This is a genomic window from Pseudomonas sp. M47T1 (assembly GCF_000263855.1).
Taxonomy (GTDB): domain Bacteria; phylum Pseudomonadota; class Gammaproteobacteria; order Pseudomonadales; family Pseudomonadaceae; genus Aquipseudomonas.
Genome location: NZ_AJWX01000004.1, coordinates 63,796 through 76,855, shown reverse-complemented (window position 1 = coordinate 76,855; position 13,060 = coordinate 63,796). Strand labels below are relative to the sequence as shown.

General features: G+C 61.2%; 13 protein-coding genes. 5 read left to right on the top strand and 8 right to left on the bottom strand.

Features of this window, described 5'->3' with window-relative positions; all coding sequences use genetic code 11:
- Window positions 1–316: 316 nt before the first annotated feature.
- Both dut and coaBC read right to left on the bottom strand, forming a co-directional pair.
- Window positions 317–772 carry a dUTP diphosphatase gene (dut, locus tag PMM47T1_RS06085; RefSeq protein ID WP_008366819.1) on the bottom strand — a complete coding sequence of 152 codons (456 nt, stop codon included), beginning with the start codon at window positions 770–772 and terminating at the stop codon, window positions 317–319.
- 2 nt (window positions 773–774) lie between these two features.
- Complete coding sequence (gene coaBC / locus PMM47T1_RS06080; RefSeq protein WP_008366817.1) at window positions 775–1,983, bottom strand: bifunctional phosphopantothenoylcysteine decarboxylase/phosphopantothenate--cysteine ligase CoaBC; 1,209 nt, start codon at window positions 1,981–1,983, stop codon at window positions 775–777.
- Between the two features lie 133 nt (window positions 1,984–2,116).
- On the opposite strand from coaBC, the gene radC reads away from it, so the two are divergent.
- Window positions 2,117–2,791, top strand: a complete 675-nt coding sequence (gene radC / locus PMM47T1_RS06075) for a RadC family protein (RefSeq protein ID WP_008366815.1) — start codon at window positions 2,117–2,119, stop codon at window positions 2,789–2,791.
- 571 nt (window positions 2,792–3,362) lie between these two features.
- On the opposite strand, the gene PMM47T1_RS06070 is transcribed toward radC, so the two are convergent.
- From PMM47T1_RS06070 to PMM47T1_RS06060, 5 genes are all read right to left on the bottom strand, one after another.
- On the bottom strand, window positions 3,363–4,274 hold the full coding sequence (locus PMM47T1_RS06070) for a hypothetical protein (RefSeq protein ID WP_008366813.1): 912 nt from the start codon (window positions 4,272–4,274) through the stop codon (window positions 3,363–3,365).
- 54 nt (window positions 4,275–4,328) lie between these two features.
- Window positions 4,329–4,475, bottom strand: coding sequence for a hypothetical protein (locus PMM47T1_RS30065; RefSeq protein ID WP_177323368.1), 147 nt, complete (start codon window positions 4,473–4,475; stop codon window positions 4,329–4,331).
- Window positions 4,476–4,484: 9 nt separating this feature from the next.
- Window positions 4,485–4,658 (bottom strand): type VI secretion system tube protein Hcp, encoded by a 174-nt coding sequence (locus PMM47T1_RS28895; RefSeq protein WP_008366811.1) that lies wholly within the window; start codon window positions 4,656–4,658, stop codon window positions 4,485–4,487.
- A 243-nt stretch (window positions 4,659–4,901) separates the two neighbouring features.
- Window positions 4,902–7,052 carry a methyl-accepting chemotaxis protein gene (locus PMM47T1_RS06065; protein WP_008366809.1) on the bottom strand — a complete coding sequence of 717 codons (2,151 nt, stop codon included), beginning with the start codon at window positions 7,050–7,052 and terminating at the stop codon, window positions 4,902–4,904.
- A gap of 163 nt (window positions 7,053–7,215) precedes the next feature.
- A complete protein-coding gene (locus PMM47T1_RS06060) occupies window positions 7,216–8,805 on the bottom strand; it encodes an ABC transporter substrate-binding protein (RefSeq protein ID WP_008366808.1) in 1,590 nt (529 codons plus the stop codon).
- A gap of 374 nt (window positions 8,806–9,179) precedes the next feature.
- On the opposite strand from PMM47T1_RS06060, the gene rpmB reads away from it, so the two are divergent.
- Together rpmB and rpmG are read left to right on the top strand one after the other, a co-directional pair.
- Window positions 9,180–9,416, top strand: a complete 237-nt coding sequence (gene rpmB, locus PMM47T1_RS06055) for a 50S ribosomal protein L28 (RefSeq protein WP_008366806.1) — start codon at window positions 9,180–9,182, stop codon at window positions 9,414–9,416.
- Window positions 9,417–9,428: 12 nt separating this feature from the next.
- On the top strand, window positions 9,429–9,584 hold the full coding sequence (rpmG, locus tag PMM47T1_RS06050) for a 50S ribosomal protein L33 (RefSeq protein ID WP_007894709.1): 156 nt from the start codon (window positions 9,429–9,431) through the stop codon (window positions 9,582–9,584).
- Between the two features lie 59 nt (window positions 9,585–9,643).
- Here rpmG and PMM47T1_RS06045 read toward each other — a convergent pair whose 3' ends face one another.
- On the bottom strand, window positions 9,644–10,006 hold the full coding sequence (locus PMM47T1_RS06045) for a cupin domain-containing protein (RefSeq protein WP_008366804.1): 363 nt from the start codon (window positions 10,004–10,006) through the stop codon (window positions 9,644–9,646).
- A 199-nt stretch (window positions 10,007–10,205) separates the two neighbouring features.
- Between PMM47T1_RS06045 and PMM47T1_RS06040 the strand changes: the two genes are divergently transcribed.
- Both PMM47T1_RS06040 and PMM47T1_RS06035 read left to right on the top strand, forming a co-directional pair.
- Complete coding sequence (locus PMM47T1_RS06040; RefSeq protein ID WP_008366802.1) at window positions 10,206–11,699, top strand: aldehyde dehydrogenase; 1,494 nt, start codon at window positions 10,206–10,208, stop codon at window positions 11,697–11,699.
- A 187-nt stretch (window positions 11,700–11,886) separates the two neighbouring features.
- On the top strand, window positions 11,887–13,023 hold the full coding sequence (locus tag PMM47T1_RS06035; RefSeq protein ID WP_008366799.1) for an MFS transporter: 1,137 nt from the start codon (window positions 11,887–11,889) through the stop codon (window positions 13,021–13,023).
- Window positions 13,024–13,060: the final 37 nt, after the last annotated feature.

Genomic DNA, 13,060 nt, shown 5'->3' with positions numbered 1-13,060 from the left:
GTCTTGTTGGTGGGCAGCGCTTGCGGTTTCGGCAGCAAGAATGGTGATGTGTTTTTGCAGCACCTGGCCCTGGTTGGCGGCGGATACCTGGGCCATTGAGCGGTAGATGGCGCTGGGCGACGGGCTTGGCAGGCCAAGCCCGACCAGCAGCGTCGCCACGGCCAGCCCCATCACCGCCACCCACAAGGCCGCTCGGACCTGGGGCGTGCTTGTATCAGTAGCGCCGACCTGGCCGCCTGCTGTGAAATCGTTCACCGCACCTCTCCCTTTCACGGTCGGCCAGCGCTGCCTCTGCGTCGCTGTCACCCAAGCGTAGTCAATGACTGCCTGAGTGGCCGAACCCACCAGCACCGCGCTGGGTTTCGTCGAATGTATCGACCAGTTCAAAATGCGCTTGAACCACCGGCACCAATACCAATTGCGCGATGCGTTCGCCGATGGCGATGTTGAAGGCCGTTTGGCCACGGTTCCAGCAGGACACCATCAGTTCGCCCTGGTAGTCGGAGTCGATCAGGCCCACCAGGTTGCCCAGCACGATGCCGTGTTTATGGCCAAGGCCCGAACGTGGCAGGATCATCGCCGCGAGGCCGGGGTCGCCGATGTAGATCGACAGGCCGGTGGGAATCAGCAGGGTCTGGCCCGGCTCAAGAACAGTGTCTTCCTTGAGCATGGCGCGCAGGTCCAGGCCAGCGGAGCCGGGAGTGGCGTATTGCGGCAGCGGGAATTCATTGCCGATGCGTGGGTCGAGAATCTTGGCTTGCAGAGCGTGCATGGTTAAACCTGGTCGAGCCGTTGGGCGATAAAGGAAACGATTTGACGGGCAATCTTGCCCTTGCTGGTCTGGGTGAACACCGTGGTGTTGAGCCCGCGGTCAATCAGGCTGACCGCATTTTCCTCGCTGTTGAAGCCAATGCTGGGGTTGGCCACGTCATTGGCAACAATCAGGTCGAGGTTCTTGTCTTTCAGTTTGCGCGCAGCGTAGTCGAGCAGGTGCTCGGTCTCGGCAGCGAAGCCGACGCTGAAGGGGCGGTCGGGACGGGTGGCGATAGTGGCCAGGATGTCTGGGTTGCGCACCATTTGCAGGAGAAGGCCGTCGCCGTTTGAAGGATCTTTCTTCAATTTTTGTGGGGCAACGACTTCTGGCCGGTAGTCCGCGACCGCTGCCGAGGCAATGAACACATCGCACGGAATGGCGGCTTCGCAGGCGGCGAGCATGTCGCGAGCGCTGACCACGTCGATGCGGTTGACGCGATCGGGCGTGGGCAGGTGCACCGGGCCGCTGATCAGGGTCACCCGGGCGCCGGCTTCCACCGCAGCTTCGGCCAGGGCGAAGCCCATTTTGCCGGAGCTGTGGTTGGTGATGTAGCGCACCGGGTCGATGTTTTCCTGGGTGGGGCCGGCAGTAATCACTACGTGCTTGCCGGTCAGCGCCAAGTGCTGGAAGCAGTCGGCAGCGCACTGGGCCAGCTCGGTGGCTTCCAGCATGCGGCCCAGGCCGATATCGCCACAGGCCTGGCTGCCGGCTGCGGGGCCGAACACCTTCATCTCGCGGCTCTGCAGCAACTCAAGGTTGGCCTGGGTGGCCGGGTCGCGCCACATGGCCTGGTTCATGGCCGGGGCCAGCGCCACGGTGGCGTCGGTGGCCAGCACCAGGGTGGTCAGCAGGTCATTGGCCAGGCCCTGGGCCAGGCGCGCGATCAGGTCGGCGGTGGCCGGGGCGATCAGCACCAGATCCGCCCACTTGGCCAGCTCGATATGCCCCATGGCCGCTTCGGCGGCAGGGTCCAGCAAGTCCAGGTGCACGGGGTGGCCGGACAACGCCTGCATGGTCAGTGGGGTAATGAACTCGGCGCCGCCACGGGTCATGACCACGCGCACCTCGGCGCCCTGGTCCAGAAGCCTGCGAACCAGCTCGGCGCTCTTGTAGGCGGCAATGCCGCCGCCGACGCCCAGAACGATGCGTTTTCGATACAGCCGCTGCATAGGCCTGCCTTCAGATCCAGTGATTACGCTGCGGTGATGGCACCTCCCCGGGCCCGATCACCGTGCAAAAAAGATGGGCTAAGATAGCACAGCGCCAAGCAGGGAGCAGCGCGCACAACGGCAAGGAGACGCCATGAGTATTCGAGATTGGCCGGCGGCGGAACGGCCGCGGGAAAAGTTGCTGAAACAGGGGGCTTCCAGCCTTTCGGACGCCGAATTGCTGGCCATATTCCTGCGCACGGGCGTGGCGGGAAAAAGCGCGGTGGACCTGGCCCGCACCCTGTTGGACGGCTTCGGCAGCCTGCGGTCGCTGCTGGAAGCCGATCTGCAGACTTTCAGCGCCCAGGCTGGGCTTGGGCCGGCAAAATTCGCGCAATTGCAGGCGGTGCTGGAAATGTCACGTCGGCACCTGGCCGAGCGCCTGACCCGGGACTCTGCCCTGGAGAGCCCAGGGGCGGTGCGCGACTACCTCAAGGCCATGTTGCGCCACGAGCCCCATGAAGTGTTTGGCTGCCTCTACCTCGACACCAAGCATCGTGTGCTGGGGTTTGAAGTGCTGTTCCGTGGCTCCATCGACGGAGCGGCGGTCTACCCCCGCCAGGTCGTGAAGCGGGCATTGGCCCACAACGCGGCGGCGCTGATCCTGTGTCACAACCACCCTTCGGGCAATCCCGAACCCAGCCAGGCGGACCGGGTACTGACCCGGCGGCTCAAGGAGGCCTTGGCGCTGGTGGAGGTGCGGGTGCTGGACCACTTCATCATTGGCGAGGGGGAGCCTTTGTCGATGGTGGAGTATGGGTGGCTCTGAGCTTGTAGCGGCTGCCGCAGCCTGCGCTGGTAATAAGCATCGCTCGAGATATCCAGGGTACTCAAGAGCTGGCGCAGCCTGGCGGCAGCGGAATGACACTGGGGTGGGCTGGTCCAGCTTCGGTCTACTGGTTATTCTGGCTGTCGGTGCGGGCCAGCCATTCGGCTCTAACGGCGCTTAGCTCGACCAGATTGCCTGCGTTCGCATCGTCGATACCCTCAGGGGGAAATGACGTAGGGTATGAATGTGTGGGGGTGTATCGTTTTGTTGATCATTCTTCAGTCCGGCGGGTTGACTTTGACATGTGTGCGAGGTGGTGGCTGTGCTGTTGATTGGCTAGTTTGAATAAAGGGTGTTCCTGTATATTGCCCAGTGTACAAAAAATAGGCCAAAGTTTATGGTCAGCGAGAGATATAGAGCTTTTATGGATAGAAGTAACCCAGTTGGGATTTTTTTGATATCGGCACGGGATATTCTGCCTTCGGTGTTTTCAGCAGTTGGCAAGATGAGCGGGGTTGCCAGCGAGGCTAGCCGATTGATCCGGCTTATAGGATCCTTGCCGTTCAAGATCCTATGAGTGGTTATGCCAAAAGGCTTTAGCGCGGCTTCTAAAGTTTTGAGTTTGAAATATGAAAAGTATAGCAGGGCTATACAGTTTATGACGCCTGCTGTGGTAAGCCCGATGAGCATTTGCTCGCCTATGGAGTATTTCATTTTTCAAGGGCCTCATAAAGAATATTTCCCAAGTACTCACCTCCGCTATTCCCAACTCGCCACCTGCAAACCCTCCTACTGACCCGCCGACGATCACGCAAATCGCCAAGCCTGTCCCGGCACTTGGAATCCCAATGGCTGCGCATACTGCTTTTCCGCCTACGGCTCCAAGTCCGCCTGCTGCAGTGCTCAAGAAGATGCTCGTTACAAGCTTTGCGCCTTCAACGAACTTCGCGTTCCGGCACTGCTCTTCCCTGCCAGTGGAACAGGCCTCCTCAATTTCCAATAAGCTAGAGGCAGTGCTCAGCGCCCACCCCACGTAGTTACCCATTTTCAGCTGCTTGGCGACTCTGGCTACATTGCGAACTTTAGCGGCGTACTGTTTGATCTCTCCCTGATGCTGATAACTACGGGTGGATATTTTGAGCATCTTTTTTATGGATGTATTAGTTCTCAATCCCGAGCCGTAACGCCCCATCCCCTTCAGCTGAGCTTCCAGTGTTTTGAATAATTCAGCCCGTTTGGCCAGAAAATCATTTCGCGCCCCATGCCCGCCATGTGCCAGATGGCTCTTATGCAGCGCTTCGATCTTTTCCAGTGTTTGTTGCACTTCCGTCAGGTGCTTGCTCCATCCACCCGTTGCTGCGCCCACCCCCAGCGCCGAATGCCCCAGCATGCTCTGCAACAAATCATAGTTGCGCAGCATGAACCCATCACCGCTTACACCGCTGGCCATAAGCGCATGTTTGACCACATTTGCCTGGCTCATCAGCCAGGCCTCCTGTGCAGTACACAGACGGGTAGAGTTATCCGGGACCAACACCTACTGCCCGGGCATCACCACGATATTGCGGATATGGGCGTTGAGCTGGTCAAACTTGTCATCGGCGCGATCGCCAATGCCAAGCTTGGCCTTGAGCGTAGGGTAGGTCTGCAGCGTATCGTTGATGTACGCATAAGGTTCGGACATCGTGCCCCCTTACGCGAACGTGCTGGGGGTGGTTCGATACCAATCGCCTACGAAGCTTGCGGTAGTTGAGACGAGTTGGCTCGAGCCGAACTGGTAGCCAGTGCGTTCGATCCAGTCAGGGTGTGCAGCGTCGTGGGATTCGCCGGGGATTGTGTCGATGTTGAGGTAAGCGTCGAATGCCATGGAGATACGTCCTTGAGAGGTGAAGGGCGCATCTAGCCAGCCTGGAATCGGGGCGCCAAGACGAAAAGGATGAAATAGACCATGCCTACAAGGGAAGGTGAAAAGTCTTACAGAATTGCCCCATGAAACGTGCCGATATCCTCAATATCAGCCCCCGTCGCCGCTGCCGCAGGCTTCGCTGGCCCTGCGCTCCGCTGGAGATATTCAGGGTTCAGCAGGCCATCGCAGCGTGGCGGCTACGGGTTATGCGGCCCCCGCCGTCACCTCAAACTGCCCCACCAACTGCTGCAACTTGCTCGCATTGTGCTTCACCCTTTCGGCACTGTGCTGCAGCACCACCACCGTCTGGCGCATATCCCCACTGGCCTGGTCGACCTGTTTGATGGTTTGCCCGCAATCCAGGCTTTTCTCATTGAGCTGCTGGATGATGCCGAACAGGTTTTCCACCGCTTCATGCAGGTGCACGTTTTCCGAGGAGGCGCTCTCGGCCAGGCGCAGGCTTTCGTCGACGTTCTGCACGCCGCCCTCCATGAAGGCCACGGCATTGCGGGTTTCGCCTTGCAGGCCCTCGACCATGCTGCGGATTTGCCCGGCAGCCTGGGCCGTGCGGCTGGCCAGGGTGCGGACTTCGTCGGCCACCACGGCGAAGCCGCGGCCGTTTTCGCCGGCGCGGGCGGCCTCGATGGCGGCGTTCAGGGCCAGCAGGTTGGTCTGGTTGGTGATGTCGGTGATCAGGCCGGTGAAGGTGCCGATTTCGCTCATGCGCTTGTCCAGTTCCTGCACGCTGGCGGCTGAGCGTTGCACCACGTCGCGGATCGACTGCGTGCCGGCTTGTACGGAGGCGAACTGCTCTTGAGCACGCAGCACCACTTCGTCCATGGCGCGCTTCATTTGCTCGGCGGTCAGGGAGGCCTGCTGGATTTCGCCCAGTTGGCCTTCGACGATGATCATCATGCGGTGGATGGCCTGGGCCACGTCGTTGGAGGTCTGACCGGCCATGCGGCTTTTGCCCAGCATCATCTCGTTGGTCTGGCCCACGGAGTTCGAGGCGGCGATCACCTGGCCCACTACGGCGTCCAGGTTGTCGATGAAGCTGTTGATCCAGCGGCCCATGTCGCCGGTCTCGTCGTTGGCCAATTGGCTGGTGTCCAGGCGTTGGCGCAGGTTGCCCTCGCCTTCGGCGATGGTGCGTATCACATCAGTCATCCCCTCCAGGCGCGCGGCCAGGCGCTTGGGGCCGATGGCGCTGAATAGCCAGGCGGCCAGCAGGATGCTGCCGGCCTGGATCAGGTCGATGAAAGTCTGTGCCAGGCCGCTGTAGTGCTGCACAACGAAGTTGCAGGCGAACAGCCCGGCCATGGTTGCCAGGTACGGTTTCATCAGCCCGTGGGTGAGCGAGCGGCGGCGGTAGACCTCTTCCAGGTCGGCTTCGCACATCATGCCCCAGCGGTCCGGAGAGCCTTGAAGCTGGAAGGTCACGCCCTTGCCAACCACCGGGATGTGGCGATAGTCGCAATAGCCGGGGTAGGTGACGAACAGGTTGCTGCCTGCGCGCATGGTTTCACGGATGCCGGGGTGCAGTTGGTCGGTGGCCGGGTCGGTGAAGCGTAATTCCAGCTCGGTATGACGTTGGATGCGCACGGTGCCAAAGGCAGTGTTCACGCCGTGCTTGAGGTTGTCGCCGCCTGTGAAGGCATCGTCTTCGAAGCGTGACCGCGATAGGGCGGTGCCGGGCGCCACCGCTGGATCAAATTGCGAACGCACCATGAACAGGTAGTTGTCGCCCGACTCGGGGTAAATGTGCCCGGCCTCGCGCTGGATCAGGTCGCCCAGCACGTCGTTCGGCACGCGGCCACACAGGCAGCCCAGGGTTTTGCCGTCGTGCTTGAGCGGCTGATAGAACATCAGCGTGACTTCGTCGTGGAAGCGCGAGGTCGAGGGGCCGACCTGGACGGTCAGCGGGTCGATGTAAGGGCCGTGCAGAAACGGCGCCTGCAGGCCTTCCTTGAGGGCGGTAGGGTTTACCTGGCGAGATACTGATTGGCCTGGGAAGGTGCTCGCTTGCAGCGCGCCGTCAACACCGATCACGAACAATTCGGAAAAGGACGGCGCCTGGCGCAGCTTTTCGTTGAGCAAGGACGCGTCCAGTGCGCCTGACTCGCGGGCCAGCAGTGCGGCGAGTTCGCCCAAGTGCTGCCATTGCTCCTGTGCCCAGTGCTGCAGCAGCTTCACGCGGGTATCGGCAATGGCTTCGAAGGTCTTTTCAAGGGTGGGGCAGGCTGCCTTGTTCCAGTGGCAGGCCCAGCGCATGGACAGTTTGCCGGTCTTGCCGAACCAGGGGAGCCAGCGGCGCTCGGCCGCGGAGAGTTGCATCGAATCACTGCGCAGGGACATGGCCAATCCTTACATCAACTACTTAGGTGGCTAAGTAATAGCAATTTGCCTGCCATGTCGTTTTCTGGCTATTCGAAGGCGTTTGCAGAATATGAGCCGCTTGTTTCGCCCTTGAAGCGTGCAGAGCCGCATTGCGGCCCTGGTTTGGTGCGTGGGGCGGGCGCTATTGACCGACCGTTACCTTGGCGAAGTCCTGACGGCCAAACGGGCTGACCTCGTAACCCTTCACGTCCTTGCGGGCCAGCACGGCAGCGGTAGGGTGCGCCAACGGCACCCACAGTGCCTGTTCCTGGATCTGCTGTTGCGCTTGTAGGTACAGGCGGCTGCGTACGCCCTGATCGCCGGTGGTCTTGCCCGCAGTGATCAGCTTGTCCAAAGCCGGATCACAATAGCGGGCGAAGTTGGTGCCCGACTGTACGGCCGCGCAGGAAAATTGCGGGGTGAGGAAGTTGTCCGGGTCGCCGTTGTCGCCTGCCCAGCCCATGAACAACAGGTCATGCTCGCCAGCTTTGGCACGGCGAATCAGCTCGCCCCATTCGATCACGCGGATGTCGGCCTTGATGCCGATCTTGCCCAGGTCGGCCTGCAGCATCTGGGCGCCCAGGCTGGGGTTGGGGTTGAGCAGGCTGCCCGAAGGCCGGGTCCAGATGGTGGTGCTGAAACCGTTCGCCAGCCCAGCCTTGGCCAGCAGGGCGCGGGCTTTTGCCGGGTCATAGCTGTAGCCGGGCAGGTCCTTGGCATAGCTCCAGGTGTTGGGCGGGTAGGGGCCGTTGGCCGCCACCGCAGTGCCCTCGAACACGGCCGTGAGGTAACTGGCCTTGTCGAACGCCAGGTTGATGGCCTGGCGTACCACGGCGTTGTCCAGTGGCGGGTGCTGGCTGTTGATGGCCACGAATGCGGTCATGAAGGCGGGTGTCTTGATGACTTGCAGGGCGCTGTCGCTGCCGGCTGCGGCAATGTCCATCGGCTTGGGTGACAGGGCTATCTGGCACTCGTTGCGCTTGAGTTTTTGCAGGCGCACGGTGGTGTCCGTGGTAATCGCGAAAATCAGCGGGTCAACAGCTGGCTTGCCTCGGAAGTAGTTGGGGTTGGCTCGGTAACGCACCACCGCGTCTTTCTGGTAACGGCCGAAAATGAACGGGCCGGTGCCCACTGGCTGGCTGTTGAGCTTGTCCTGGGCATTGGCGCGCAGCAACTGGTCGGCGTATTCGGACGAATAGATCGAGGCGAAGCCCATGGTCAGCGTGGCCAGGAACGTCGAGTCCGCATGGTTCAGGGTGAAGCGCACGGTCAGCGGGTCCACGGCGTCGACGTTCTTGATCAGGTCGGGCAGTTGCATCGACTGGGCATGGGGAAAGCCGCTCTGGGCGACCTTGTGCCACGGGTTGCCGTCATCGAGCATGCGCTTGAAGCTGAACACCACGTCCTCGGCGCTCAGGTCGCGGGTAGGGGTGAAGTATTCGGTCTTGTGGAATTTTACCCCGGGGTGCAGCTTGAACTCGTAGGTCAGGCCATCGGGGGACAGCGTCCAGCTGTCGGCCAGGCTGGGCACGACCTTGCCCTGGGCGGTATCGTAGTCCACCAGGGTATTCATCAGCACGTCGGCCGACGCGTTGGTGGTGGTCAGTGAGTTGTACTGCACCACGTCGAAACCTTCGGGGCTGGCTTCGGTGCACACGGTCAGCGGGGCGGCGTAGGCCAGCAATGGGCTGAATAGGGGAGCGAGCAGCAGCGGCAAAGTCGCTAGGCGCATGGTGATTTTCCTTGGCTGATTGATGGCCCATCTGCCAGTGCAGTCTGGAGAAAGTTCCTACCCTAGAGATCTCCGGCGCTGTTGACTATCCAAATTTTCACCAATGTCGCGACGAGCGGTTAACGCCTGATGCGCCCCGTGCCGGCGGCCTTTACGGCCTGGAGGGGGCGGCGAGGGAAAATTGAAAGTGAGTCGGCAGTTGTTGCCAGCGGGTCTTTCTGGTATAAAGCAGCGCTCTTTTCTAGGGGCCCAGAACCTTCGCCTGCGTGCGGAGCTGGTAAGACCCCTGAAGAAACGCGGCGCCTGGCGCCAAGACTGAGAGATAAGCGGCCAACCCATGCCGGGTTGGGCATGTGGTTTTAGAGGGCTGAGGCATGTCGAGAGTATGTCAAGTTACCGGTAAGGGTCCGGTAACCGGGAATAACATTTCCCACGCAAACAACAAAACCCGTCGTCGTTTCCTGCCGAACCTGCAGCATCACCGCTTCTGGGTCGAGTCCGAGAAGCGTTTCGTGCGTCTGCGCGTATCCGCCAAAGGCATGCGTATCATCGACAAGCGTGGCATTGATGTCGTGCTGGCCGAAATCCGCGCTGCTGGCGCCAAGGTCTAAGGGAGCAAAATCATGCGTGAATTGATTCGTTTGATTTCGAGTGCCGGTACTGGTCATTTCTACACTACCGACAAGAACAAGCGTACTACTCCGGACAAAATCGAGATCAAGAAATTTGATCCGGTTGTTCGCAAGCACGTGATCTACAAAGAAGGCAAAATCAAGTAATTGATTTCCTCCTTTAAAAAAAGAACCCGCCTCACGGCGGGTTTTTTTTTGCGTGCGATTCAGGCTTTCTGTTCGAACATCACATAGATCTTGCGGCACGGCTCCAGCACCTCCCAGGTGCCGCGAAAGCCGGCCGGGATGACGAAGCGGTCGCCAGCGCGCAAGGTCTTGGCATTGCCGTCCAGGTCGCGCAACACCGACACGCCCTGCACGATCTCGCAGTATTCGTGCTCGGTATAGTTGACGGTCCACTGGCCGATTTCACCTTCCCACACGCCAGCACCAAATTGCTCGCACGGGCTTGAGTAGTGGTGATAGACCTTCTGCTCGGGATCACCCTTGAGAATCTTTTCGGCCGCGGGGCGGTAGTGGTCGGCGGGCGTGGTGGCCAGCGCAAAGTCGACGATGGTTTCGATGCTCATGGGCGAATCCTCCTCAATTGTCCAATAAAACAAACATGACACGGCTTTTTGTGGTTTCTTGTCAAATATATTGAAAATCTGACCCCGGGTGGTTTAGGGTGGTGGGTGCCGTGAGTCGATTTTTCTGACCGGCCCAATTCGATGGCGTGCGCGATTATCCTGCGCGGACGCTGCAAATCAATAAGAGGAGGGGATACGTATGACCACTTTGACTCGTGCGGACTGGGAACAACGTGCCCGGGAATTGAAGATTGAAGGCCGTGCATTCATCAACGGTGAATACACCGCCGCCGCTTCCGGCGCCACGTTCGAGTGCATCAGCCCGGTCGACGGTCGCCTCCTGGCGCAGGTAGCCAGCTGTGACCTGGCCGACGCCGAGCGCGCCGTGGAAAGCGCCCGTAGCGCCTTCAACAGCGGTGCCTGGTCGCGCCTGGCCCCGGCCAAGCGCAAGGCCGCCATGATCCGTTTCGCCGGGCTGCTCAAGCAGAACGCCGAAGAGCTGGCGCTGCTGGAAACCCTGGACATGGGCAAGCCCATCAGTGACTCGCTGAACATCGACGTGTCCGGCGCTGCCAATGCCCTGTCGTGGAGCGGTGAGGCCATCGACAAGATCTACGACGAAGTCGCGGCTACCCCGCACGACCAACTGGGCCTGGTGACACGCGAAGCGGTAGGCGTTGTGGCGGCCGTGGTGCCGTGGAACTTCCCGCTGATGATGGCGTGCTGGAAACTGGGCCCGGCGCTGTCCACCGGTAACTCGGTGATCCTCAAGCCGTCGGAAAAGTCGCCGCTGACCGCCATTCGCATTGCCGAACTGGCGATTGAAGCCGGTATCCCGAAAGGCGTGTTCAACGTGCTGCCAGGCTACGGCCACACCGTTGGCAAGGCCCTGGCCCTGCACATGGACGTGGACACCCTGGTGTTCACCGGCTCCACCAAGATCGCCAAGCAATTGATGATCTACGCGGGCGAGTCGAACATGAAGCGCGTGTGGCTGGAAGCCGGCGGCAAAAGCCCGAACATCGTCTTTGCCGACGCTCCCGACCTGAAAGCCGCCGCCGAGTCGGCTGCCAGCGCCATCGCCTTCAACCAGGGCGAAGTCTGCACCGCCGGCTCGCGCCTGCTGGTGGAGCGTTCCATCAAGGACCAGTTCCTGCCCATGGTGGTTGAAGCACTGAAGGCGTGGAAGCCGGGTAACCCGCTGGACCCGGCGACTACCGTAGGCGCCCTGGTTGATACCCAACAGATGAACACCGTGCTGTCCTACATCGAGGCCGGTCACACTGATGGCGCCAAGTTGTTGGTGGGCGGCAAGCGCATCCTTGAGGAAACCGGCGGCACCTACGTGGAACCGACCATTTTCGACGGCGTCGACAATGCCATGCGCATTGCCCAGGAAGAGATCTTCGGCCCAGTGCTGTCGGTCATTTCCTTCGACACGGTCGAGGAGGCCATCAACATCGCCAACGACACCCCGTACGGTCTGGCTGCCGCGGTGTGGACTGCCGATATCTCCAAGGGCCACCTGACCGCCAAGGCGCTGCGTGCCGGCAGCGTGTGGGTGAACCAGTACGATGGCGGTGACATGACCGCGCCGTTCGGTGGCTTCAAGCAGTCGGGCAACGGCCGTGACAAGTCGCTGCACGCGTTCGACAAGTACACCGAGCTGAAGTCGACCTGGATCAAGCTGTAGGTCGCCTGAACGGGGATGCAGGGGTGGGAGCGGGTTCTACCCGCGAAAAGGGCAACGCATTATTCCCGATAAATCGAGGCGTCTGATTCACGGGTAGAACCCGCCCCCACCAAGCTATCGCAGCCGGGCCTTCCGCAGGGAAGTCCCGGCTGTTTCGTCTGTGCAGTTATCCACAGGAGCGTGGAACATGCGTTGGGGTACCTATTTCGCCGTGCTGAGCGCCGTGTTGAGCGTAGGCCTGGCGTTGGGCGTGAGCATGCCGCTGGTATCGTTGCGGCTCGAGGGTTGGGGCTATGGCAGTTTCGCCATTGGGGTCATGGCCTCCATGCCTGCGATAGGCGTGCTGGCGGGCGCCGGGCTGGCCAGTCGGCTGGCGGCCAAATTCGGCACGCCTACGTTGATGCGCCTCTGCCTGTGGGGCGGCGCGCTGTCCGTTGGGCTGCTGGCACTGCTGCCCAGCTACGCGGTGTGGCTGGTGCTGCGTCTGTTGATCGGGATGGTGCTGACCATCGTGTTCATTCTGGGCGAAAGCTGGATCAACCAGATTGTGGTTGAGCAGTGGCGTGGTCGCCTGGTGGCGCTGTATGGCAGCAGCTACGCCCTGAGCCAGCTGTGTGGCCCCTTGCTGCTGGGGGCAGTGGGTACCGATCAGGATTACGGCTTTTGGGTGGGTGTGGGGCTGCTGGTAGCCTCGCCCTTGCTGCTGCTGGGGCGTACCGGAGCGCCCAGCGCCGAGGCGTGCGGGGTAACGCTGCGCGACCTGGGCGGCTTCTGTCGGCGATTGCCGGTGATCGCCTGGGCCATTTCGCTGTTCGCCGCATTTGAAGCGATGATTCTCACGCTGTTACCGGTGTATTGCCTGCAGCAGGGCTTCAGTGCGCAGGTTGCCCTGTTCATGGTCAGCACGGTCGTGGTGGGGGATGCCGTGTTGCAGTTGCCCATTGGCGCGCTGGCCGACCGCATGTCGCGGCGCACGCTGTTCTTCGGCTGTGCGCTGGCGTTGATGTTGTCCAGCATGGCCATCCCGGTACTGATCGAGACCCCGGCCATCTGGCCGCTGTGGGTGATTTTCGGCGCCAGCGCCGGTGGCCTGTTCACGCTGTCGCTGATTTTGATCGGTGAACGTTATCGAGACGATGCGCTGGTGCGCGCCAACGCCCATGTGGCGCAACTGTGGGGTGTTGGCTGCCTGATAGGCCCGGTGCTGGCCGGTGCAGGCAGCCAATGGGTCAGCGGCCATGCGCTGCCGCTGCTGATGGCAGCGGGGGCATTGGGCCTGGTGCTGCTGGCGCGCAAGCCCCACGCCCTCGAATTGCCTGCATAACGGGCGCTGACAGGACGCAGCCTTCGGCGATGTCAGG